The organism is Nonomuraea sp. JJY05 (assembly GCF_043496855.1).
GTDB lineage: Bacteria > Actinomycetota > Actinomycetes > Streptosporangiales > Streptosporangiaceae > Nonomuraea.
Genome location: NZ_JBIEIS010000052.1, coordinates 1 through 22,902 on the forward strand (window position 1 = coordinate 1; position 22,902 = coordinate 22,902).

A 22,902-nucleotide genomic window follows, 5' to 3' on the forward strand; every position below is an offset into this window, starting at 1 on the left:
CGCGGCCGTGCCGACGGGGATCAGCAGCGCGAGGCCGGCGCCCAGGACCGCGGCGGCGGCCACGGCGGGGACGAGGGCGGCCGGCTTGAGGCGCGGCGAGCGCTTGGGCGGGGCCGGGGGAGCGGCGGGGGCGTCGGCGGAGAGAGGGTGGCCGACGATCTCGACGCCGCCGACCGTGACGGTCGCGACCTCGAAGGCGGGCCGCGCGGCGGCACCCTGCAGGACCGCGTGGACGGTGGCCGCGTCCGGGCGGCGGGCCGGGTCCGGGTCGAGCAGGTCGCGGAGGAGGGCGGTGAACGGGTCCTTCGCCTCGATCGCGATCCCCTGCCGGACGGCCTCCGCCGTGGCGGCCGGCGTGGCCCGGACGAAGGGCGGCCTGCCGAGCGCCGCCGTGTAGAGGATCGCGCCGAGTGCCCACAGATCGGCGGCAGGCCCAGGCACGAGTCCGTCACCGGCGCGTGCGGGTTCGGCGGCTTGGCCGTCGGCGGCTTGGCGGTCGGCCGGTCCCGGCGTGGGATCGGCTTCGGCGTCGGCGGGTCCCGGCGTGGGATCGGCGTCGGCGGGTTTCGGCCTGGCTTCGGATGCTGCCGGGTCAGCGACTTCCGGCAGGGTTCCGGGCGCCGGGCCGTCGTCGATGGGGAGCTCGGGTGCGGTGAAGCCGGGGAGCCGGGCGGCCGTTTCGGCGGCGAGGGCGGGGATGGCGAAGTCGTTCAGCACCACGTGGCCGCCCGGGGCCAGCAGGATGTTGCCCGGGTGCAGGTTGCCGTGGGTGACGCCGTGCCGGTGCGCGTACGTCAGCGCGTCCAGCACGCGCAGGCCGATCGCGGCGGCCGCGGCCGGGCCGAGGGCGGCGCGCTGGTGGAGTTCGGCGCGCAGGGACCAGCCGTTGACGATCGGGGAGAGGATCCACACCTCGGCGCCGACGCCGACGACCTCAAAGACCGGGTGGATCGACGGGTGCCGCAGGCCGCCCGCGGCCATCGCCTGCCGGCGTACCTCGTCGAAGTCGAACCGGCCCGGAGGCGGCGGCAGGCGCTTGGCCGCGACCTCCATGCCGGTGCGGCGGTCGAACACCCGCAGGGCACGACCGGGCGCGCCCAGGGCGAGGGGGCCGATCGGGTGGAAGCGTTCGCCGGTCATGAGCTCCCCTGCAGTCTGGCCGCGGTGGTGCGTGCCGCGCGCATGGCGGTGTCCCGCATCTCGGAGGTGACCGCCGCGCCGTTCCCCATCACGGACACCTCGATCACCATCGTGCGCACGCGCAGCCAGACGTTGCTGCTCACGCTGGACAGGATGCCCACGGTGGTGTCCTGGGAGAAGCACTGGTCGCCGAGGCCGGGCACGTTCTTGACGGGGGTGGTGACCGCGCGCTCCACCTTCGAGGTGCCCGTCTGCGACTGCCGGCGTTTGCGGAGGGCGTCGAACACCTTGCGGGCGGTGTCCACGTTCGGCTGGGTCTTGATCGTCACGCTGGCGTCGTCCACGGTGACGGAGCACGTGGACGACGTGCTCGGCACCACCCGGTCCGTCGGGACGACCAGCGCGCACGGGTCGGGAGAGGGAGCCGCCGCCGCGGTCCGGGACCGGCTCGGGGTCGGGGTGGCGGGCGTGGTGGCGGCGGTGGTGGCGGTGGAGGCCGAGTCGCGCGTCGCGGTGCCGGGCCTGGCGACGGCGAGGGCCGCCACGGTGGCGACCAGCGCGGTCGCGGCGGCGGCGGACAGCCAGAGCGTACGGCCCCTGCTCGTGGGCCTGATCTCGGTGGGCACGGTAGGCACCTCGGCCGCCATGACCGCCGCCCGGGCCGCCGCCTCGGTCAGGACGGCACGGACCTCCGCCCCGTCGCGCGCCCGGGCGAGCGCGGCCCGTAACGCGGCCGCCTCCCGTGGCAGGGGAAGGAGCGCCGGGGAGGCGGCCGCGTTGTCAGGGCGGGGCGTGGAGCCCCCGTCCAGGGCGAACATGAGGGTGGTGACGAGCATGCGCACATCAGCGGAGGGAGCGGGGGTGGTGGTGCCGAGGCCCGCGAGCACGGTCTCGCCGGTGGCGGCGATGAGGACGTTGCCCGGCGTGACCGCGCCGTGTAGGTGCCCGTGCGCGTGGACGACGGCCAGCGCGTCGAGCAGCCGCAGCCCCATCGCGGCGACCCGGCCCGGCTCCAGCGGCCCTTCGGCGGCGGTGACCCGGTCGAGCGAGCCGCCCCGGATGAGGTCCATGACGACCCAGGGCTGAGGGCCGGTGGCGAGGACGTCGTGCACGGTGACGAGCCCCGGATGGCTCAGCGACGCCGCGAACCTGGCCTCCGCCAGCACCCGCTCCCGCTCGACCGCCCCCGAGCCCGGCTGCGCGCCCGTCGTCGCGTGGGCGGCGGTGAGGGGGATCCGCTTGACCGCCACGTCGCGGTGCAGCACCTCGTCCCTGGCCAGCCAGGTGCCGCCGCCCGGGCCGAGCGGTTCGGCCAGGGTGTAGCGCCCTGCCAGTACGGTGCCCCTCATCGCGTCAGCGCCTCGACGATCGAGCGGGCCGCGGCGCCCGCCTGCTCGGGCAGAGCGGGGTCCTTGGCGACCTCGTGCCGCAGCGTCAGCTTGGCCACCAGGTTGCTCACCCGGAAGACGATCGCGACCTCGGTCTGCGGCCGGCGGTCGTCGGTGACGGTCCACGTCATCGCCTCGTCGCCGAGCCCCTCGAGGTCGATGATCTCGGAGCTCTTGCCCAGGGTGGAGTACTTCCTGCTCCGTTCGGCCTCCTCCCGCCGCGAGTCGAAGTCGTCGGCGGCCAGCGCGATCTCCGCATGGGTGTCGGTCGGCTCCTGCATCTCCAGTTCGAGCCGCAGCGACCGGGACTCCTTGACCAGGCTCCGATGCCAGGTGCATTCGGCGTTCTCCCTCGGCATGATCAACGCCTTCGGGACGGCCTTGGCGGCCTGCTCCGGGGTGAGGAGGCCGCACGCGCGCGGCAGGGCGGCGAACCGCCCCGCCGCGGACGTCGCCGACGGCGCGGCGGCGAGGGACGCGGGGGCCGCCGCGGAGGGTCGCCCGAGCTGGGGTACGACGACGGCGCCCGCGCCCACCAGGCCCGCGAGGACGAGGGCGCCCAGCGCGACCGGCAGCCGCACGCCGGGTGGAGTGGCCTGCGGCGGTTCGGGAAGTACGGCTGTAGCGGCCGGCCCCTGCACGACCGCCTCCAGCCAGCCCCGGAGCCGATCGGCACCGGGACGCTTGTGTGGGTCCTTGTCCAGCGCGGCGGCCAGCACCGGCCACAGCACGCTCCCCGAGGGGGCGGGCGGCTCGGTGAGGACGGCGCTCAGCGTGGCGACGGCGCTGTCCCTGGCGAACGGGCCGCGCCCTTCGACGGCGGTGTAGAGGGTGGCGGCCAGCGACCAGAGATCCGAGGCCGGTCCCGCGGCCTCCGACCAGGCATCCGAGCCGGACCCGGCGGCCCGGGGCGACGCCGGGTCGGTGGGTTGGATCGCGGTGGCGCCGGGGTCGGCGGGGTTGGTGGGTTGGATTGCGGTGGCGCCGGGGTGGGCGGGGTTGGTGGGTTGGATCGCGGTGCGGGAGTCGGCCGGGCCGGTGGGCTGGATGAGGGCGGGGGCGTGCAGGCATTCGGGGGCCGTGTAGCCGGGCGTGCCGACCGGGGTGCCGGGCAGGCCGCCGACCAGGGTCGCGATGCCGAAGTCCGTCAGCACCACCCGCCCGTCCCCCGCCAGCAGCACGTTGGCCGGTTTGACGTCCCGATGCAGCACCCCCGCAGCGTGCGTGGCCGCCAGGGCGGACAGCACCCGCAGCCCGATCTCGGCCGCCCGGCGCGCGGGCAGCGGCCCGTTCTCGCGGATGACCTGCTCCAGGGACGGCCCGTGGACCAGCTCCATCACGATCGCCGGATCCCCGTCCTCGACGATCAGGTCGTGCACGGCCACGATCGAGGGATGCCGTAGCGCGGCGGCCGTCCTCGCCTCGGCGAGCGCGCGGTCGCACAGAGCCGCCCGCGAAGCGGTGTCCAGCCCGGGGGCCAGCCGTACCCGCTTGACCGCCACCTCCCGCCCGAGGCTCTCGTCGCGGGCCCGCCAGACGACGCCCATGCCGCCCTCGCCGACGGGCTCGATGAGCCGGTACCTGCCTCCGATCAGCGACGTCATGTCACCCCCGCCTGCTCAGCGCGGCGGCCGTCAGCTTGGCGGCCCGCAGCGCGGCCGAGCGCACCCGCGCCGCCTGCGTGCCGTCGAAGTCGACGTACTGGACCTCGACCACCATGTTGCTGACCCGGAACACGACGTTGGACCTCACCATGGTGCCCGACCTCCGATCGGAGACGTCGTACTGGAACGCCTCCTCACCGACCCCGGCGACCGGGGCGGCGGCGGTGGAGGTGGTCCCGATCGGCCACTCCATCCCGACGGCGCCCCACTGCCACACCCCGCCGCTGGACCCGTCGCCGTTGACGGTCCGCTTGTTGAGGAACTCCTCGTGCGCCTCCACGGGGAGCGCCTCCCAGTAGTCCTTGTTCTGGGCCTTCGTGGGCTCGACGGAGAGCCCGACCTTCCGCTTCGTCCAGGCGCAGCCGTCCTCCGAATGGCCGCGCTTCAGCTCGCGCCCGTACGCCGTCTCCTTGACCTGCGCGCCGGTGAGCAGCGTGCAGAAGTCGACCGGCACCGTGAACCGGCCCTTCGACGGCCCCTTCGACGGCCCCTGAGACGGCCCCTGAGACGGCAGGGCCGTAGCCGGCGGAGCGGCGGCGGACGCGAGCGGGCCGGCCGCGCGGGGCGGCGGGTCAGGGGTGTCGCGGGCGACGCCGTACCAGGCGAGGGTCCCGACGACGGCGAGCCCGGCGACGGCGGCGGCCACCGGGACGGCCCTGCCGAGGCGCGGGCGCGGACGGCGGGGACGGTCCATGAGGGGCGGTACGCCGGAGGCGGCCGCCTCCAGCCACCGGCCCGCCAGCGCGGGGTCAGGGCGGTCGGCGGCCTCGCGTGCCAGCATCCGAAGCAGCACCGGCCCCAGCAAGGGACCGGCCTGCGCGGACGGCGGCGGTTCCTCGGTGAGCACCCGGTGCAGCGTCGCCAGCGGTGACGCGGTGTGGAACGGCGAGGTGCCCTCCACCGCCGTGTACAGCGTGGCGGCCAGCGACCACAGGTCCGACAGCGGCCCGCCGCGCTCGCCCCGCAGCCGCTCGGGCGCGATGAACCCCGGCGAGCCGATCAGCAGCCCCGACTGCGTGATGGTGACCTGGCCGTCGATCCTGGCGATGCCGAAGTCCGTCAGCACCGCCCGGCCGTCGTCGCACAGGAACACGTTGCCGGGCTTGACGTCGCGGTGCTGGATGCCCTGCCGGTGCGCGACCGACAGGGCCGTCAGCAGGTCGGCGCCGAGCCGGGCCACCCGCTGCGGAGCCCACGGGCCGTCGTCGCGGATCGAGTCCTGCAGCGTGCGCCCGCGCAGCAGCTCCATGACGATCCACGGGCGGTCGTCCTCGGAGAAGACGTCGTGGACGGTGGCGATGCCCGGATGGCTCAGCCGCGCCGCCGCGTACGCCTCGCGCACGGTGCGCTCGCACAGCTCGGCGCGCTCCTCCGCCGCGATGTCGGGCGAGAGCAGCACTTCCTTGACCGCGACCTCGCGGTCGAGCGTCTCGTCACGGGCGAGCCAGACGGTGCCCATGCCGCCTCGGCCGAGCGCCCGGATCAGCCGGTAGCGCCCAGATAATAGGGATTCGGGGGGATTGTCGATCATCGTTGGTCACATGGTGGTCGTTGGTACGATGCCTCGGCCAGACCCTTTGCAGCCTAGTGAAAACAAGCTGCTCGCCGGTGTCCGAGATGAGGGTTCGTGGGGCTGCTGCGCATTCATTTCACGGCGGACGACCTTGCGCGCACGACAGTGGCCGCGGGCGCGGACCCGTTGTGGGAGACCGTGCTCAGCAAGTTCCGGCTGCAGGACAAGGACAAGGCGCCGGCCTTCCGGCCCTGGGAGCGCAGGCTGCGCGAGAGCCCGGTCAGGCTGTCCAGGATGGCCGCCGGCCTGCGCTGGCTGACCGCCCTGGCGCCCGAGGCGCCGTACTTCCCTGACTTCCTCACGCCGGTGGCGGCCCGGGACGGCCTGGAGGCCGGGCTCGACGCGCTGCGCGCCACCCCGCTGCGCCGGTTCCGCCACGAGCTGGAGCTGCTCGCCCGGCACACGCCCATCCCCGCCTGGCTGGGCGCGCTCGCCGACCGTCCATCCGCGCCCGTGACCGAGCTGGCCACCGCCCTGGCCGGCTACCACGCCGCGGCCATCGCCCCGTACCAGGACCTCATCCAGCCCGCGGTGGAGGCGGACCGGGCCTGGCGTGCCGGCCAGCTGCTCAGCTCCGGCGTCGAGGGCCTGCTCAGCAGCATGCAGCCGCTGATGCGCTGGCGCTCGCCGGTGCTGGAGGTCGACTACAGCGTGGACCGGGAGCTGCAGCTGCGCGGCCGGGGGCTGACGTTGGTGCCGTCCTTCTTCTGCCGCCGGGTGCCGGTCTCGCTGGCCGACCCCGAGCTGCCGCCGGTGCTGATCTACCCCATCGACACCGCGTTCCGCCGGCAGCCGGGCGTGCGGACGCCGGGCTCGGTGGAGGCGCTGATCGGCGCCACCCGCGCGGCCGTCCTGCAGGCCGCCGACGGCGGGGCCACCACCACCGAGCTGGCACGGCGGGCGGGCGTGTCGCTGGCGGCGGCCAGCCGGCACGCGAAGGTGCTGCGGGAGGCGGGCCTGATCAGGAGCGTGCGCCGGGGCCCCGCCGTGCTCAACCTGCTGACCCCGCTGGGCAGCGGGCTGCTCGAACGACCTCACCGCCATCTCGACCATTGAGTGATGCCTGTTCGGCGCCGGCCAGTGAAGGGAGCCAATGTGCGAGTCGTCGTCATCGGCGCCGGGGTGGTCGGATCCGCGGTCGCGGCCGGGCTCACCCGGCGCGGCGCCCAGGTCACTGTCCTGGAGGCGCGTACGCCGGGATCCGGCACGACGTCCACCTCCCTCGCGTGGGTCAACGCCAACAACAAGACGCCCAAGGAGTACTTCGACCTCAACCACGCCGCCGTCTGGGCGCACCACCAGCTCCCCGGCGACTGGTTCTTCCCCACGGGCAACCTCGAGTACGCGGTCTCCGACGAGCACAAGGAGCTCCTGGAGGCCCGCGTGCGGCGGCTGGCCGGCATGGGCTACCCGGTCGAGCGGATCACCGCCGGGCGCGCCCTCGCCCTGGAGCCCGACCTGGTGCCGCCGCCTCCCGGCGCCGAGTACGTGTTCTTCCCCATGGAGGCGCATGTCCAGCCGCTGCGGCTGCTCGGGCGCCTGCTCGGCGAGGCCCGCGACGCCGGGGCCGCGGTCGCGTGCGGGGCGGAGGTGACAGGGATCGAGACCTCGTCGTCGGGCGTCGAGGTGACGGCGGCCGACGGGCGGACCTTCGGCGGCGACGTGGTGGTCACCTGCACGGGGCGCTGGACGCAGGCAGTGGCGGGGCTGGCGGGGGCCGAGGTGCCCATGCTCGACCCGGTCGTGTCCGGCGCGGTCACCAACGGTTTCCTGGTCACCACGGCCCCGCTGCCCGCGCGCCTGTCCCGCGTGCTCCACACCGGCGGGCTCAACCTGCGGCCGGACGGGGGCGGGCGGCTGCTGCTGCAGTCGCTGCCGCTGGACGGGCGGGCGGACCCGGCCGTCCCGGTGCCCGGCGACGTCCTCGACTCGATCATGTCCCGGCTGCACGGCGTGCTGCGCGCCACGGACGGGGCCGCGGTGGAGCGGGCCGTGGTCGGACGGCGGGCGATGCCGGGGGACGGGCTCACGGTGGCGGGTTTCGTGGACGCGGAGCGGCGCGTGTACACGGTGGCCACGCACAGCGGGATCACGCTGGCGCCGCTGCTCATGGGGGAGGTGGCGGGGGAGGTGTACGGCGAGGAGTCGGCGTTGCTGGCGCCGTTCCGGCCGTCCCGGTTCGCCGACGGCACCGCTGGGCCGGCCCCTGTCCCGGCGCGGCGGCCGGGGCAGCAGTAACACCCCGCCGTACTTCGACTGAGGTCCTTTCGGGAGCGACACCGGGCAGGCGCGACGGGGGCCTCCCGAGAGGACGGGCGGGGTCAGTCGGCCGGCGGGAGGTCGTTGAGGAAGAGGATCCCGTCGGTCGTGTCCACCTGGCCGGGCTCCAGGGCGAAGTAGCCGGAGCTCGTGTCGGTGCGAGGCGCCAGCTCGACCCCTTTCAGGGCCTCGGCCAGGCGCTTGGAGTCGATGAGGTAACCGTCGTGGGGCAGGGCGGCGTGCAGGACGCCCTCCAGGGTGTCCGGCGGGGCCGCCGCGCCCGCGGTCGAGGCGATGAAGGCGTACTCCCCGCCCAGCTGCGCCGCGACGATCGCTCCCGCGCTCCACCACTCCAGCAGCAGGTCGCCGCCCTGCCAGCCGGCCGTCTGCCAGACGCTCCTGTCCCTCTGCAGGTGCCGGTTGTGCGCGTAGACCAGCGCCGGGCCGTGGTGCGGGGTGAGGGCCAGGAGGTTCTCGGCCATCATCGTGTCCCGCAGCCTCATCAGGCGCACGACCCGGCTCGGCGACGTGTCCGCCATCCCCGCGTGGTAGCGGAGCAGGCCCGTGGCCGTACGCCCGAACAGGCAGGCCCGCCACCACGCCGCCCGCGAGGTCGCGGCGATCAGGTGCGGCGACTCCGCCATGAGCAGGGCCACGAGGTCGTCCGCCACGAGGCGCAGCTCGGCGGCGTCGGGCGAGCGGCCGACGGACCGGGTGGGGTCCATGGTGGCGTCGGGGTTCGTCCATCGGGAGTCGTCGCCGAGCAGCCGGTCGATGGTGTCGAGGGGCGGCACGTCGAGGTGGGCGGCGAGATAGCCGTGCAGCCCGGCGAGAGCGGGGCGGGGGCTGGCGGGCCCGGCCAGCTCGATCGGCCCGTCGAAGCCGAAGAACCGGATGCGCTCGGCCGCGGGCCGGTGCCGGTTGTGCTCCCGCATCCAGGCCACGAGCTCCCGGTTGGCGGCCGACCCGCCGAGCCCGTGGCTGAAGCCGCGCCGCATGACGTCGTCGAGCGTCCCCGCGCCCTCCGTGACGTACGCGTCCACGACCAGCGCCGCGAGGCAGTCGCTCTCGATCGCGATCGATCGGTAGCCCTCGTGCTCCACGAGATGGCGGAAGGCCTCGTTGCGCCGCCGGAGGAAGGCCTCCTCGCCGTGCGTGGGCTCACCGAGGCCGAGCAGGCGCGGGGGAGCCGGGAACGACCGGAGCAGCTGAGTGATCGCGGCGCCCTCGAAGGGCCGGCCGGAGTCGAGGATCGCGGATTCCATGCCTTAAACCGTATCGTTGAACCTTCTGTGTAAACTTTCCCAATGCCCCGCGAGCGACTGCGGCCCGTGGACCTGGCGCGCGAGCACGGCCTGTCCACGCAGGCCATCCGCAACTATGAAGAGGCGGGCATCCTCCCGCCCGCCGCGCGCACTCCCCACGGCTACCGCACCTATACCCCCGTCCACCGGGAGGCCCTGCGCGCCTTCCTCGCGCTGATCCCCGGCCACGGCCACCAGACGGCCACCTCGATCATGCGGGAGGTGAACGGCGGCGCGGTCGAGCAGGCCCTGCGGCTCATCGACGAGAGCCACGCGCAACTGCTCGACGACCGCCGGACGCTGCTGGCCGTGGAACGGGCCCTGCGCGACCTGACCGCCGAGGAGAAGCCCGGAGCGCCGGAGGAGCGGCCCGGACCCGGGGGCGTCACCTTCATCGGCCCCCTGGCCAGGAGGCTCGGCATCAGGCCCGCGACGCTGCGCAAGTGGGAGCGCGCCGGGCTGGTCGATCCGCGCCGCGACCCTCAAACCGGCTACCGCGTCTACACGGCCGCCGACGTGCGCGACGCCCGGCTGGCCCACCAGCTAAGACGCGGCGGCTACCTGCTCGAGCAGATCGCCCCGCTGCTGGCCCAGGTGCGCTCCGCCGGAGGGATCACGCCCCTGGAGGCGACCCTGCGCGACTGGCAGGCCCGGCTGACGGCCCGTGGCCGCGCCATGCTGACCGGCGCCGCCGGCCTCGACGCGTACCTGAATCACCCCGGCCGTTCCGCCGGAGGCCCGGAGGATTAAGATACAGGACAGCTCTGTATCATAATTCGCCATGACAGGCAGACGGGAACACGCCATGGGTGCCTACGTGCTCGGCTTCCACGACATCGACAAGACCCTGCTCCCCCTGGTCGGCGGCAAGGGAGCCAACCTCGGCGAGCTGTCCGCCGTCGACGGGGCGCGGGTGCCGCCGGGCTTCTGCGTCACCACCGAGGCCTACCGCACGGTCGTCGAGTCGGACCCGTCGATCGCCGCGCTGATCGACGGGCTCTCCGGGCTGCGCGCGGACGACCGTGCCGGGATCGCCGAGGCGTGCGCCCGCCTCCGGGAGGCCGTCGAGACGCTGCCCGTCCCGGCCGAGATCGAGGATGACATCCTGCGCCGCCTCGGGGAGCTCGGCGACGTGCCCTGCGCGGTACGCTCCAGCGCCACCGCCGAGGACCTGCCGTCCAGCTCGTTCGCCGGCCAGCAGGACACGTACCTGAACGTCAGGGGCGCCCCGGCGGTGCTGGCGAGCGTGCGGCGCTGCTGGGCGTCGCTGTTCACCGACCGGGCGGTGGCGTACCGGATCAAGAGCGGCTTCGGGCACCGCGCGGTGCGCGTGTCCGTGGTCGTGCAGCGGATGGTCTTCCCCGAGGCGGCGGGCATCATGTTCACCGCCGACCCGGTGACGTGCAACCGGCAGGTGGTCTCGATCGACGCCGGGTTCGGCCTCGGGGAGGCGTTCGTGTCGGGCGTGGCGAACGCCGACAACTACCGCGTCCGAGCCGGCGAGATCATCGCGCGCAACGTCGTCACCCAGGCCATCGAGCTGCGCCCCTCACCGGACGGCGGCACGGAGGAGCGGGAGATCGAGCCCGCGCGGCGGCACGTCCAGACCCTGAGCGACGAGCAGATCCTGCGCCTCGAACGCCTCGGCCGCCGCATCGAGGGCCACTTCGGCCGCCCGCAGGACATCGAGTGGGGCCTGGCCGGCGGCGAGTTCCAGATCCTCCAGAGCCGCCCGATCACCACCCTCTACCCGGTGCCCGAAACCTCGGACGGCAAGAACCACGTCTTCATGTCGTACGGCCACCGGCAGATGATGACCGACGCCTTCAAGCCTCTGGGCCTGTCGGTGTTCGCGCTCCTGCACGATCGGCTGGGCCGCTCGGCGGGCACGGTGTCCGGCGGTCGGTTCTACAAGGACGTCTCGCCCGAGCTGTCCTCCCCATGGGCCCGCGCGGTCACGCTCAAGAGCCTCGGCCAGGTGGACGTCCTCATGGCCAACGCCCTGCGCCAGGTCCTGACCAGGAAGGACTTCGTGCGCGGCCTGGCCCGCGGCAGGACCTCGATGCTGGACTTCGGCGAGGGCGGGCTGCTGCCGATGGCCCGCCAATATCTGAAGATGTCCGGCAAGGACGACACCGAGGCCGTGCCCGAGCTGATCGCCGAGAACGAGCGGACGGTCGAGGAACTGCGGCGCGGCATCGCGGGCAGGTCCGGGGACGAGCTGTTCGCGTACATCCTGGACGATCATGACGTGCTGGCCCGGCTCACGTTCGACCCGCGCAGCGTGGCGGCGGCCTTCGTCGGCATCCAGGCGGTGAACTGGGTCAACAAGCGCATGAAAGCCTGGCTCGGCGTGCGGAACGCCGCCGACGCCATCGCCCGGTCCGCCGACCACAACGTGGTGGCCGCCATGGGCCTCGACCTGCTGGACGTCGCCGACGCCGTCCGCCCGTACCCGCAGGTGGTCGAGCACCTCGAACGCGCCGGCCGGGACACGCTCCTCACCGGGCTGGACGGCCTGGAGGGCGGTCCCGAGGCGCGCCGCGCCCTCGAGGGCTACCTGCGCACGTACGGGATGCACTGCTCCGGCGACATCGACCTCACCAGGACCCGGTGGAGCGAGGACCCCACCCAGCTCGTCCCGCTCCTGCTGGGCAACGTCAGGAACTTCGCGCCCGGCGAGCGCGCCCGCAAGGTGGAGCGGGGCCGCGCCGAGGCCGAGCGCACCATCGCCGGCCTGCTGGAACGCCTCAGGGCGCTGCCGGGAGGCGAGCGCAAGGCCAAGAAGGCGGCCCGGCAGATGAGCCTCATCCGCCACTTCATCGGCTACCGCGAGTACTCCAAGCACGCGCTGTTCCAGCGGTACGAGCTGTACAAGCGGGCGCTGCTCGCCGAGGCCGCCGGGCTCGTCGCCCGCGGGGTGATCAGGGAGCCGCAGGACGTGTTCTTCCTGTCGCTGGAGGAGTTCAGGGAGGTCGTACGGACCGGGCGCCTCGACCAGGCCCTCGTCGAGGAGCGGCGGGAGGCGTTCGAGGAGTACCGGAAGCTGACGCCGCCGCGGGTCATCACCTCCGAGGGCGAGGTCATCTCCGGCGAGTACGACACCGGCGCCCTGCCCGAGGGCGCGCTGGCGGGCATCGCCGTGTCGTCGGGCGTCGTCGAGGGGCGCGCCCGCGTCGTGCTGAGCATGGACGAGGCCGAGGTCGAGGAGGGCGACATCCTCGTCACCGTCTACACCGACCCGAGCTGGTCGCCGCTGTTCGTCTCGGTCAAGGGCGTCGTGATGGAGGTCGGCGGCGTGATGACCCACGGCGCGGTGGTCGCCAGGGAGTACGGCCTGCCCTCGGTCGTCGGCGTGGAGAACGCCACCCGGCGCATCGAGGACGGCCGGCTCATCCGCGTCAACGGCACCGAGGGATACGTCGAACTGCTCTGACCGGGTGCGGCCGCGTCGCCGGCACGGCCGCACCGGAAGGTCAGCGGACCTTGGCGAAGAACGCGCGCAGATCGGCCGCGAGGCGGCCGGGCTGCTCCATGGCGACGAAGTGGTGGTCGGCCGTGTTGTCCTCCGGCCAGTGCAGGATGGTGTTGTGCCGCTCGGCGAGCCGCCGGATTCCGGGCGGCCCGCTGTAGACGCCGGTCGGCGCCACCGTCTGCCCCTTCGGCCAGCCGAAGCCCGTGCTGTCGTAGTAGGGCCAGGACGAGGTGCCCAACGTCCCGGTGAGCCAGTAGAGGCTCACGTTCGTGAGGAGGAGGTCGCGGTCGATCACCTCCTCCGGCGTCTTGGCCGCGACGGTGAACTCCTTGAACTTGTGCGTCATCCAGGCCAGCGCCGCGACCGGCGAGTCGTGCCAGCCGTAGGCGAAGGTCGCCGGCGCCGCGCGCAGCAGGCTGTGGTGGTCCACGCCGTTCATCCAGTCCTGCTCCTGCAGCCGCGCGTACGCTCCCCGCTCGTCCTCGGTCATCTCCGGGACGTCGTCCTCGCCGGGGAAGCCGAGCCCGCTGATGACGTAGACGCCGATCACGTGCTCCGGGTCGGCGACGGCGACCTGCGGGGCGACGTACGCGCCGTAGTCGCCGCCCTGGGTGCCGTAGCGGTCGTACCCGAGGCGGCGCATCAGTTCCGCCCAGATCCGCGCCACGCGCGTGACGTCCCAGCCGGTCTCGCGCGGCGGCGCGGAGAACCCGAACCCGGGCAGGGACGGCACGACGACGTGGAACGCCTGGGCCGGCTCGCCGCCGTGCGCGCGGGGGTCGGTGAGAAGCTCGACGAGGCCGGCGAACTCCACGAAGGAGTTCGGCCAGCCGTGCGTGAGGATGAGCGGCAGGGCGTCGGGCTCGGCGGAGCGCACATGCAGGAAGTGGATGTCCTGGCCGTCGATCTCGGTCATGAACTGCGGGAACTCGTTCAGCCGCGCCTCGTGCCGGCGCCAGTCGTAGCCGTCCCGCCAGTAGCGGGCCAGCTCCTCGAGGTGGCCGGCGGGGACGCCGCGGCTCCAGCCCTCGCCCGGCAGCCGCCGGGACCACCGGGTACGGGCCAGCCGGTCGTTCAGGTCGTCCAGGTCGGCCTGGGGGATGTCGATACGGAAGGGGCGGATCTCGGCGCCCATGATGGTCCTCCTGCGGTCGCGATGACGGGACGACGGTAGGAGCCATCTAGGTCGATCCATGTCCTATATGGCGCGCATACTTGACGTCATGAGCGACACCCCCGCACGGCTGCTCGCGTTGCTGTCGTTGCTGCAGACCTCGCGTGAATGGCCCGGCAGCGAGCTGGCCGAGCGGCTGGAGGTCAGCCCCCGTACGGTCCGCCGCGACATCGACCGCCTGCGCGAGCTCGGCTACCCGGTGCAGGCGACGATGGGCGCGATGGGCGGCTACCGCCTCGTCGCCGGCAAGGCCATGCCGCCGCTGCTGCTGGACGACGAGGAGGCGGTGGCCATCGCGGTGGGCCTGCGTATGGCGGCCGGGCCGGTGGACGGCATGGAGGAGGCCTCCGTACGCGCTCTGGCCAAGCTGGAGCAGGTGCTGCCGTCGCGGCTGCGGCAGCGGGTCGGCGCGCTCGGGGCCGCCACGGTGTCGATGGCGGCGGCGAACGGGCCGAACGTCGACCCGCAGAACCTGGCCGTGCTCGCCTGGGCGGCCGCCAACCGCGAACGCCTGCGCTTCGACTACCAGGCGAACGACGGGAGCCGGACCGGCCGGCTGGTCGAGCCCTACCGCCTGGTCGCCGGCGGGCGCCGCTGGTACCTGCTCGCGTACGACAACGACCGCGACGACTGGCGGATCTTCCGCGTCGACCGGCTCAGCGCCCCGCGGCCGACCGGCGTCCGGGTGGCGCTCCGCGAGCCGCCCGAGCCGGACGCGGCCGCCTTCGTCACCCGCAAGATGTACTCGCTCGTCCCCACCTACGAGGTGCGGACGACCCTGCGCCTGCCGGCCGAGGAGGTGATCCAGCGGCTCGGGGCCGCTCCGGGCGACGTCCGGCCCGTCGACGAGCACAGCTGCGAGCTGCACGGGCACGCCGACACCCTGGAGTGGCTGGCCGCGCGGCTGCTCATGCTCGGCTGCGAGTTCGAGGTGCACGAGCCGCCCGAACTGCTGGAGTACCTGCGGGCGGCGGGCGCCCGCGCCGTCCGCGCCGCCGGCTTCAGGCGCCGGGCCGGAACGGTCCGGCGTGCTTGACGGTCTGCAGGACCGGGGCGGTCTCGATGGTGCGGATCTCGGGCAACGCCCCCAGCCGGTGGGTGATGTAGCGGTGCAGGTGATCGGTGCCGGAGCACAGCGCGTGGGCCAGCAGGTTGGTGGGGCCGGTGGTGTGGGCGACGGCGGCGAGTTCGTCGTGGCCCGCCAGCGCGGTGGCCACCTGGTCGAGGTACGCCGGGGCGATCGCCATCCACAGCACGGCCTGGGTCGCGACGCCGAGAGGGACGGGGTCGATCTCGATGTCGAAGAAGATCGTGCCGTGGGCGCGTAGGTCGGCCAGGCGCCGCGCCACCGTGGCCTCGGACCAGCCGGTGCTCCTGGCGAGCGCGGCGTAGCCGGCGCGGCCGTCGTGGCGCAGGGCGTCGAGCAGCGCCTGGTCGGTGCGGTCCAGCGACGGCCGGCCCGACGGCGCGGCGTGGACCGGCCTGAGCTGCTGTCGCTGCCCCTCGTCGAGGGTCCGCGCGATGCCCTGCCACGCGGTGGGCCCGCCCCGGTAGGGGTGGAGCAGGTACTGCGCGGAGACCGAGGTGATCCCCGCCTTCCTCGGCAGGTCGTGCAGCAGCATCGAGAGCGGGTCGTCCACGCCGTGCGGGACGTGGACCATGGCGAAGATCTCGGTGCCGCCCGACAGCAGCTTGATCCATGACGTGTCGGGCCGCCTGGCCAGGGCCTGGGCGAGGGTACGGGTCGCGGCCGGGCTGGTGGTGAGGCGGACCACCCACTGGCTGCGCCCCACCCGGTTCGGGTCGGGGAGCCCGACGACGCGCAGGGAGGCGTTCGCGCGCAGCCGCTGGTAGCGGCGGGCCACGGTCTGGGTGGACACGCCGAGCGCCCGGGCGATGCCGCTGAACGGCGCCCGCCCGTCGATGTGCAGGGCATGGATCAAACCGCGGTCCAGATCGTCGAGCATGAGCAAATCATGCACGAGACGTTGCAGCGTGGAAAAATCTCCCGAACATCGCGGGCATTGCGGAATCCCCGGCGCCGGTGGCCGCAGCCTTGGTCGCGGAAGTCATCCGTACGACTGAGGGGGACTGAGACATGCCGGTTCGGGAGGATCCGACGGCCTACCGGTGGCGATGGGTCGTGCTGGGCGCGCTGCTGACCGCTGAGGCGATGAACGTGCTGGACTCGACGATCGTGCAGGTCGCGGCGCCGGTGATCCGCGCCGGACTCGGCGGCTCGGAGTCCGCCATCCAGTGGTTCAGCTCGGCCTACACGCTGCCGTTCGCGGCGTTCCTGATCTTGGGTGGCCGGTTGGGGGACATGCTCGGCCGCAAGCGCGTGTTCCTGATCGGGATCGCGGGATTCACGCTGGCGTCGTTGTGCTGCGCGCTGGCGCCCGGCGCGGGAGTGCTGATCGGCGCGCGGGCACTCCAGGGCACGGCCGCCGCCTTGATCATCCCGCAGACGATCGGGTTGATCCGCTCCATGTTCGCCGGCGCCGAACTGGCCAAGGCGATGAGCACCATCGGTCCCGTCATGGGCCTGTCCGTGATCTGCGGGCCCATGCTGGGGGCCGTGCTCACCCACGCCGACCTGTTCGGCTCCTCGTGGCGGGCGGCGTTCCTGGTCAACGTGCCCCTCGCCGTCGCCGTGCTCGCCACCGGGCCCATGCTCCGCGAGGACAGGGCCGCGCGGCCGCCCCGGCCGGACCTGCCCGGGACCGCCCTGGCGGTGCTGGGCGCCGGGCTGGTCGTCTACCCGCTCATCGAGGGCGGCGACGCCGTCCCGCCCGGGTGGGGCGCGGCCATGCTCGTCGCCGGGGTCCTCGTCCTGGTGGCCTTCGGGCTGCACCAGCGCCGCCGGGCCCGGAGCGGGCGTACGCCCCTGATCGAGCCGAGCCTGTTCGGCGACCGCGTCTTCCCGGCCGCGCTGGCCACCTCGACGCTGCTCTTCGCGGTCACCAACGGGCTGATGCTGGTCATCGTGCTGCAGGTGCAGCTCGGCCTGGGCCGCGACGTCCTGACCGCCGGGCTGACCCTGCTCCCGTGGTCCTGCGGGCTGGCGATCTCATCCGGGATCGTGGGCGCGCGGCTGACGCCCCGCCGCCTGTCACGGGTCATGTTCGCCGGGCTCGCCGTGCTGTTCGCCGGGGTGCTCGGCGCCCTGGCCGCCTACGCGGGCGCCCACCCGTGGGCGCTGCTGGTGGCGCTGGCGGTGTGCGGGGCCGGGAACGGCCTGGTCACCGTCCCGTTCTTCACCGCCGCCCTGGCGCGCCTTCGCCCCCATCAGGTCGGGTCGGCGGCCGGGCTGCTCAACGCGGTCCAGCAGTTCGGCGGCACGCTCGGGGTGGCCCTGCTCGGCAGCGTCTTCCTGCACGGCCTGGCCGGCGGCTCGGACGCGAACGCCGCGGCGGCGCTCGCGTTCGGGCTCGGCCTGGTGCTGCTCGCCGCCACGGCCGTCGCCGCGGCGTTCATGAGAGGCCCCGTGGGTCCCGCCCCCACGCCGGAACGGGAGCGCGCGGCCGCAGGTGAGCCGTCCCGATCCCGGTAGGTCTGTGCCGCGAGGGTCGCCGACGGTGCGGCGCCCTCGGCCGCCGGGGGCCGCGGTGGACGGCCTCGGCGGCGGCGCCGTTCCCGGCCGTGCCCATCGACCGGGCCGTTGGGGACATGGGTGCCGTGCGCATCGACCGTGCGGTTGGCGGCATCGCCGGCGGTGCCGTGCCCCCAGGCCGTTGCCGCCGTGCCGGACGCGGGACGTCGCCCGCCCGGCGATGAGCGTTCGCCGGGCGTGTCCACGTGTCTCGGGGCTGGTCGCCGCGCGGGCCCCGAGATTGTCGTGGGTGATCGCTAGGGTCACCGTCATGGTTGACGCAGCGGAGGTGTGTTCGCGCGCCGGTTCTTCCCGGCCCGCATCGGAGGTGGCCGGATGAGCACGTGGGAGCGCCTGGTCAAGCTGGCCGAGGGCGGCGACGTGGCCGGCGTCTTCCGCCTGCTCCTCGAGCTGGACGCCGATGATCGCAAGGCGGTGGCGGCGCAGCTGCCGCGCCACCTGGCGGCGCAGCGGCCGGAGGATTGGTGGTCCTGGCGGCACCAGCTCAGGCCGCTGCGGCTGGCGGGCGTGGCGTGCCTGGGCGGTGCGGCGGCCGTCACGGCGTGGCTGTTCAGACGCGAGTTCCAGTGGACCGAGCGCGGCGACGACGAGCGCGTCATCCTGCTGCTGCGGCAGCGGCCGGCCGAGTGGCGGGCGGACGTGGCCCGCCGCATCGCCGCCCGCCTGCGCCTCAACGACATGCGCCACTGGGAGGTGGCCGCGGCGCTCGTACGCGAGACCGGGATCGAGCCGCCGGACGGCGACGCGTTCATGGTGGGCTGGTTACGCGCGCTCCACCCGGGGACGGCGGCCACCGATCCGCTGTTCACCGCGTTCGCGCCGCGGCTCTTCGACATCGACGGCCTGGGCGAGGCCCTCCCCGAGCAGGTGGGGACGATCGCCCGGCTCGTCGAGGACGACCGGCTGGAGCGCAAGCGGGTCATCGACGGCATCGTGGGGCGGCTGCTGCGTGACGGGCCGACGGCGCTGGGCGCCCTGGTCGTCCTGCACGATCGGCTCGACCTCGACATCGACGAGTCCGCCGAGCGGGCCAGGGACTACACCCGGCTGCTGCCCGCCGGGCCGGTGGCGGTGGCCGATCTGGCGCTGGCCCAGCTGCGGCGGCTGGAGGAGGCGGGGCGGCTGGAGGAGGAGCTGTTCGCCGAGGCGGTCGAGGCGCTGGCGTTCCGGCCGGAGAAGAAGCTGCTGCGCGCGGCCCTGTCGTGGGCGGGCGACGCCGCGCTGCGTGACGCCCGGCGCGCGGACGTCGTGCTGGCCGCCATGTCCCTGATCTTCGCGCAGGACACGCTGGCGTTGCAGGAGCGCGCCGTGCGGCTGGCCGTCAAGCTGGCCCCGCAGGCAGGGGCGGCCGGCCGGGAGGCGGTGCGGCAGGCGGCGGCCGGGCTGCCCGAGGAGTTGCTGGAGCGGGTCTCTGCGGCTTACGGGGGCGGCATCGCCGCCGAGGAGGTGACCGTCACGCCGCTGCCGGCGGTGGGGCAGGGGCCGGCGTCGCCGTCGCCGTACTCCTCGCCGGACCAGCTCGTACAGGCGGTGAGCGCCCGCGAGGTGGACGCGCACACGTTCGAACGCCTCCTGGCCGGATTGGTCGAGTGGTCGCAGCGGGCGCCCGACGCGCTGCGCGAAGCGTTGCGTCCCCGGTTGGAGCCGCTCGATCCGCTCTTCTTCGGCCACAACAGCGAGGACGCCGTCCATGTCGTGCGCCGGGCCTTCCTGGCGTTCGCCTCGCCCGAGGCCGGCGATTCGCTGCCCAAGATCGCCCTCAGGCAGCCGCCGACCCTGGGCGGGTTCAAGCAGCTCTACTTCGGCCGCGCCGACGAGCTCGCGCGCTCGTTCGAGGAGGGCGCGAGCTACCCGGTCCTGCTGGCCACGCCCACGGCGGGCAGCGGTCACATCGATCCCGGGGTGCTGCTCGACCGCCTCGAGCTGCTGGAGGCCGCCGGGGCGCGGGCGCTGCCCGGCGACCTCGTCCAGGCACTGCTGCGGCTGCCCCGCGACATCCCCGACGCGTGCGTGCGGCGGGCGCAGCGGCTGACCTCCGAGGCGGGCCGCGCGTGCGCCGCCCGGATGCGCGACGGCATCCCCGATCCGCGCGTGACGGTCCACCTGCGCAGCGAGCGCAACGGCTATTACCTGTCGAACTGGCCCGTCCTGCGCTCCGTGCTGCACATGCCTGACGATCTTCCCGAGGAGCTCCGCCCGCTCTACCGGCCGGGGACGGGCTACGCGTACACGCTCGAGTGGTGGCCGCTCGCCATGCCGTCGCACCCGGAGATCGTGGCCGCGCACATGGTCTGGATGTTGTCGATCGGCATCGACTCCAGCGATTCGCAGACGCAGGCACTGGTCGGCCTGGCCCATGCCGACGGGCCGCTCGGCAGCGCGGTGGCGCACGCACTCGCCTGCGGCATGGGCCACACGAACGCCGCCGACCGGGCCGCCGCCACCGACGCCCTCCTGACGCTGGCCGCCCGAGGCCGGGTGCCGGCACAGGTGCTGGCGCAGACGCTCACGAAGCTGGTCGCCGAAGGGTTCCTCAAGCTCAACCGGGTGGTGTCGGTGCTCGACGACGCCACGCAGGCCGGGGCGCACGAGGCGGTGTGGGAGGTGGTCGTGCGGCTGCTGCCCGGGGTGCTGCCCCAGGAGGGCGAACGGCCCCGCGCGGGGGTGGCCGACCTGCTGGCGGCCGGGGCTCGGGCGGCCAGGATCGCCGGCGTACGGGCCGAGCTGCCGGAGGTGGCGGCGGTGGCGGCCCGCAAGGGGTCGAGCAGGCTGGTCCAGGAGGCGCGGCGGCTGCAGCACCTGGTCGCCCTTCCTTCGAAATCTACTTTGTAAAGGCGCCGGGCCGATGATCATTCTCGATCCCACAGAGAAAGACCTCCTCAGCAAAGTCGAGAAGCTGCTGTCGCCCGCCACCGTCACCGCGTGGCGGCGGCTGGAGCCCTGGGCGGTCGCGCGGGCGGAGCTGGCCGGTCCGCCCGGCTCGGCGATCGTGAAGTGGATGCGGCCCCATGCGCCCGGTCCCGACCGTTCGGAGTCGTGGCGGCTGCGGAGCGAGGTGGCCGCCTTACGGTTCCTGTCCGACGATCTCGGCGTGCGGCTGGCTCCGCGGGTGGTGGCCGCGGAGCTGGGGGCGGGGCTGGTGGTGCTGGAGGATCTGGCGCCGCGGGTGGCGTTGGACGGCCTGCTGCGTGCGGACGGGGCGGCGGCGCACGGGGAGCGGCTGGCGGCGTTCGCCCGGGTGCGTGGTGAGCTGAACGCCGTGACCGCCGGCCGGGCGGAGGCCTACTACGCGCGCAGGGCGGCTCTGGGGGCGGTCGATCGGGTGGCGGATTGTGCGGGCAGGTTCGCCGGATTCCGGGAGGAGGGTCGTCTGCAGGTCGCGGCTTTGGGGGTGGAGGTGGCGGGCGGTGCCGAGCGGGAGTTGGCGGTGGTGCTGGAGGAGCTGGGGGATCCGGGGCCGTTCCTGGCGCTGAGCAACGGGGATCCGGAGGCGAACAACGTTCTCATGCGAGCCTCGGGGGCGCCGGACGCGCGGGTGATCGATTTCGAGTTCGCCGGGTTCACGCATGCGCTGCACGACGCGGTCTGCCTGTACGTTCCGGGCCCCGCGTGGCTGTCGGTGGACTGGGGGATGGGGGCGGCGTATCGGCGGGCGCTGGCGGTGGGGGTGCCGCAGGCGCAGGACGATCGGCGGTTCGGGTTCGGGCTGGCGGCGGCGTGTTTCTCGTACGTGTTGTTGCGGTTGCAGCGGTTGTCCCAGGTGGATGGGCGGGCGGCGGGGGATGACAGCCGCGTGCAGCTGGTGGCGACGGTGGAGGCGGCGGCGCGGGTGGCGGAGTCGTTCGGTGTGCTGCCTGGGCTGGCGGGGTGGGGGTGGCGGGTGGGCGAGGCGCTGCGGCGTCGGTGGCCGGACGCGGATGTGGACGTGGCGGCCTTACCGGCGTTCGTGGCGCGCGGCCGGTGAGGGGTTACGGCTGGCGGTGTTGGCGGGCGGGGTGCGATCTCGTGGGCATGCTCCGCTCGGGGTGGGTGAGCAGCCGTGCGCACACGGGGCCGGACTGCCCGCCCGTGGATGCACCAGGCCGCCGCGCCCGTGCTGACCGCCCGCTGTGACCACCCGTGCTGACCGCGCCCGTGGCGCGGGCCGTCCTGGTGGCGTAGGCCGTGGTGTGGCAGTCCGGGGGAAGCGGCGGCCGTCCCTGATGCCGCAGTACAGGCGGAGGTGGGTCAGGCGGTGATGTCGGCTTCGATGTGGGTGACGGCGGTCATGGCGCCGTAGGCGAGCAGGAAGACGGTGCAGTGGTCGCTGAAGCGGCGGTCGGTGGCGCGCCAGGCGGTGACGTGCTCGTCGGTGATGGCGTGGGGCGCCAGGCCGGCGAGGATCGTGACCCGCGCCCCTGTGCGTTCGTCCGGTGTCAGGCCGGCCAGTGACCGGTCGAGCCAGTCGCCGATCGGCAGCCGGCGGCCCCGGTGCTCGGCGATCACCTCAGCGGTCACGTCCGCGGCCTCAGGGGTGAGCAGGCCGGCGCCCTGGGCGGCGGTGGCGGTCAGGGCGGCGTACGCGGTGCCGATCGGCCGGCCGGCAGCCCACGACGGGGGTGGCGCGGTGGGCAGGCCGTCCAGGAGGGGGAGTGTGGCGCCGGGGCGCAGGTTTTGGTCGAGCGAGCGCAGGACGGGGGCGTCCTCGAAGGGCGGTTCGTCGTCGGGGTCGAGGGTGCCGGGGCTCAGCCCGGCGGGCAGCATGGCGGCCGCGACCCGGTTGACGAAGTGGGTGAACAGGACCGTACCGAGGAATTCGGCGGCTTGGGGCCCGGCGGGGAACGGGCGCCGCAGCGGCTCCCGGCCGGCCACCCCGGTGGAGGCGGCCCAGTCCAGCAGGGCGGCGAGCCTGGCGTCGGCGGGCGGGTCGCCGCGTTCGATGGTGTCGGCCAGCCGAGCCTGTCCCAGCAGGCGCAGCACCGACAGGAACGCCTGGATGTCGTAGTCGAGGTCATTGGCCTGCGCCGCGCCCAGCGCCACGACGGCCTTCTCCAGCGCCGGGACGTCGCCGGCCAGCTGGCTCTCGCGCATGAGCGACCAGCCCGCGGCCATGAGCTCGGGGGAGGGCGAGACCATCATCACGGCCGGGCCGATGCTGCTGAACTCCGCGTTCACCTGCGCGTAGACCTCGGCCACCAGGCCGCGGGCGCGGTGCGGGAGGACGGGGGTGATGTGCCGTACCAGGGTCGATGACATGGGGCGATGCCTTTCTTCCGGTGAGATGTCGAGCATCGCGGCCTGGGTGTGGCGGTGTCGTCGTCCCGGCGACGTCA

The 22,902-nt window shown here is 74.1% G+C and carries 16 protein-coding genes; 8 read left to right on the top strand and 8 right to left on the bottom strand.

The window, feature by feature from the left end; translation table 11 throughout:
• The 4 genes from ACFKCF_RS51015 to ACFKCF_RS51030 all read right to left on the bottom strand — a co-directional run.
• A partial coding sequence (locus ACFKCF_RS51015; RefSeq protein WP_394503248.1) for a protein kinase occupies positions 1-1,140 on the bottom strand: 1,140 nt, incomplete at its 3' end.
• Positions 1,137-2,489 carry a serine/threonine-protein kinase gene (locus ACFKCF_RS51020; protein WP_394503250.1) on the bottom strand — a complete coding sequence of 451 codons (1,353 nt, stop codon included), beginning with the start codon at positions 2,487-2,489 and terminating at the stop codon, positions 1,137-1,139. The genes ACFKCF_RS51020 and ACFKCF_RS51015, both read right to left, overlap by 4 nt.
• Positions 2,486-4,132, bottom strand: a complete 1,647-nt coding sequence (locus tag ACFKCF_RS51025) for a protein kinase (protein WP_394503252.1) — start codon at positions 4,130-4,132, stop codon at positions 2,486-2,488. Before ACFKCF_RS51025 ends, ACFKCF_RS51020 begins: the two co-directional genes overlap by 4 nt.
• Before the next feature lies 1 nt (position 4,133).
• The gene (locus tag ACFKCF_RS51030; RefSeq protein ID WP_394503254.1) at positions 4,134-5,723 is read right to left on the bottom strand and encodes a serine/threonine-protein kinase; all 1,590 of its coding nucleotides are present in this window, start codon (positions 5,721-5,723) and stop codon (positions 4,134-4,136) included.
• Positions 5,724-5,819: 96 nt separating this feature from the next.
• On the opposite strand from ACFKCF_RS51030, the gene ACFKCF_RS51035 reads away from it, so the two are divergent.
• Positions 5,820-6,821: an ArsR/SmtB family transcription factor gene (locus tag ACFKCF_RS51035; protein ID WP_394503256.1), complete on the top strand. Its 1,002-nt coding sequence runs from the start codon at positions 5,820-5,822 to the stop codon at positions 6,819-6,821.
• 39 nt (positions 6,822-6,860) lie between these two features.
• On the top strand, positions 6,861-8,003 hold the full coding sequence (locus tag ACFKCF_RS51040) for an NAD(P)/FAD-dependent oxidoreductase (protein ID WP_394503258.1): 1,143 nt from the start codon (positions 6,861-6,863) through the stop codon (positions 8,001-8,003).
• An 83-nt stretch (positions 8,004-8,086) separates the two neighbouring features.
• Here the strand turns inward: ACFKCF_RS51040 and ACFKCF_RS51045 are convergent, their stop codons facing one another.
• Positions 8,087-9,289 (bottom strand): erythromycin esterase family protein, encoded by a 1,203-nt coding sequence (locus tag ACFKCF_RS51045; RefSeq protein WP_394503259.1) that lies wholly within the window; start codon positions 9,287-9,289, stop codon positions 8,087-8,089.
• 42 nt (positions 9,290-9,331) lie between these two features.
• Here ACFKCF_RS51045 and ACFKCF_RS51050 point away from each other — a divergent pair, with 42 nt between their 5' ends.
• Both ACFKCF_RS51050 and rph read left to right on the top strand, forming a co-directional pair.
• On the top strand, positions 9,332-10,078 hold the full coding sequence (locus ACFKCF_RS51050; protein WP_394503261.1) for a TioE family transcriptional regulator: 747 nt from the start codon (positions 9,332-9,334) through the stop codon (positions 10,076-10,078).
• Between the two features lie 31 nt (positions 10,079-10,109).
• On the top strand, positions 10,110-12,764 hold the full coding sequence (rph, locus tag ACFKCF_RS51055) for a rifamycin-inactivating phosphotransferase (protein ID WP_394503263.1): 2,655 nt from the start codon (positions 10,110-10,112) through the stop codon (positions 12,762-12,764).
• A 40-nt stretch (positions 12,765-12,804) separates the two neighbouring features.
• Here the strand turns inward: rph and ACFKCF_RS51060 are convergent, their stop codons facing one another.
• Positions 12,805-13,938, bottom strand: coding sequence for an epoxide hydrolase family protein (locus tag ACFKCF_RS51060; protein WP_394503264.1), 1,134 nt, complete (start codon positions 13,936-13,938; stop codon positions 12,805-12,807).
• Between the two features lie 88 nt (positions 13,939-14,026).
• Here ACFKCF_RS51060 and ACFKCF_RS51065 point away from each other — a divergent pair, with 88 nt between their 5' ends.
• On the top strand, positions 14,027-15,013 hold the full coding sequence (locus ACFKCF_RS51065) for a helix-turn-helix transcriptional regulator (protein WP_394503265.1): 987 nt from the start codon (positions 14,027-14,029) through the stop codon (positions 15,011-15,013).
• Here ACFKCF_RS51065 and ACFKCF_RS51070 read toward each other — a convergent pair.
• Positions 14,979-15,944: an Lrp/AsnC family transcriptional regulator gene (locus tag ACFKCF_RS51070; RefSeq protein ID WP_394503267.1), complete on the bottom strand. Its 966-nt coding sequence runs from the start codon at positions 15,942-15,944 to the stop codon at positions 14,979-14,981. The two genes, ACFKCF_RS51065 and ACFKCF_RS51070, sit on opposite strands and share 35 nt — an antisense overlap.
• Before the next feature lie 131 nt (positions 15,945-16,075).
• On the opposite strand from ACFKCF_RS51070, the gene ACFKCF_RS51075 reads away from it, so the two are divergent.
• From ACFKCF_RS51075 to ACFKCF_RS51085, 3 genes are all read left to right on the top strand, one after another.
• Positions 16,076-17,530 (top strand): MFS transporter, encoded by a 1,455-nt coding sequence (locus ACFKCF_RS51075; RefSeq protein WP_394503269.1) that lies wholly within the window; start codon positions 16,076-16,078, stop codon positions 17,528-17,530.
• A gap of 375 nt (positions 17,531-17,905) precedes the next feature.
• Positions 17,906-20,422, top strand: coding sequence for a DUF6493 family protein (locus ACFKCF_RS51080; protein ID WP_394503271.1), 2,517 nt, complete (start codon positions 17,906-17,908; stop codon positions 20,420-20,422).
• 13 nt (positions 20,423-20,435) lie between these two features.
• Positions 20,436-21,554, top strand: coding sequence for a phosphotransferase (locus ACFKCF_RS51085; RefSeq protein ID WP_394503272.1), 1,119 nt, complete (start codon positions 20,436-20,438; stop codon positions 21,552-21,554).
• A 263-nt stretch (positions 21,555-21,817) separates the two neighbouring features.
• Here the strand turns inward: ACFKCF_RS51085 and ACFKCF_RS51090 are convergent, their stop codons facing one another.
• Positions 21,818-22,825, bottom strand: coding sequence for a DNA-binding protein (locus ACFKCF_RS51090; protein WP_394503274.1), 1,008 nt, complete (start codon positions 22,823-22,825; stop codon positions 21,818-21,820).
• Positions 22,826-22,902 lie beyond the last annotated feature (77 nt).

Bases quoted from the DNA above. Each gene is read 5' to 3' on its own strand.
- ACFKCF_RS51020 (WP_394503250.1), bottom strand. From the start codon at position 2,489: ATGAGGGGCACCGTACTGGCAGGGCGCTACACCCTGGCCGAACCGCTC.
- ACFKCF_RS51025 (WP_394503252.1), bottom strand. From the start codon at position 4,132: ATGACGTCGCTGATCGGAGGCAGGTACCGGCTCATCGAGCCCGTCGGC.
- ACFKCF_RS51030 (WP_394503254.1), bottom strand. From the start codon at position 5,723: ATGATCGACAATCCCCCCGAATCCCTATTATCTGGGCGCTACCGGCTG.
- ACFKCF_RS51045 (WP_394503259.1), bottom strand. From the start codon at position 9,289: ATGGAATCCGCGATCCTCGACTCCGGCCGGCCCTTCGAGGGCGCCGCG.
- ACFKCF_RS51050 (WP_394503261.1), top strand. From the start codon at position 9,332: ATGCCCCGCGAGCGACTGCGGCCCGTGGACCTGGCGCGCGAGCACGGC.
- rph (WP_394503263.1), top strand. From the start codon at position 10,110: ATGACAGGCAGACGGGAACACGCCATGGGTGCCTACGTGCTCGGCTTC.
- ACFKCF_RS51060 (WP_394503264.1), bottom strand. From the start codon at position 13,938: ATGGGCGCCGAGATCCGCCCCTTCCGTATCGACATCCCCCAGGCCGAC.
- ACFKCF_RS51065 (WP_394503265.1), top strand. From the start codon at position 14,027: ATGAGCGACACCCCCGCACGGCTGCTCGCGTTGCTGTCGTTGCTGCAG.
- ACFKCF_RS51070 (WP_394503267.1), bottom strand. From the start codon at position 15,944: ATGCTCGACGATCTGGACCGCGGTTTGATCCATGCCCTGCACATCGAC.
- ACFKCF_RS51075 (WP_394503269.1), top strand. From the start codon at position 16,076: ATGCCGGTTCGGGAGGATCCGACGGCCTACCGGTGGCGATGGGTCGTG.
- ACFKCF_RS51080 (WP_394503271.1), top strand. From the start codon at position 17,906: ATGAGCACGTGGGAGCGCCTGGTCAAGCTGGCCGAGGGCGGCGACGTG.
- ACFKCF_RS51085 (WP_394503272.1), top strand. From the start codon at position 20,436: ATGATCATTCTCGATCCCACAGAGAAAGACCTCCTCAGCAAAGTCGAG.
- ACFKCF_RS51090 (WP_394503274.1), bottom strand. From the start codon at position 22,825: ATGTCATCGACCCTGGTACGGCACATCACCCCCGTCCTCCCGCACCGC.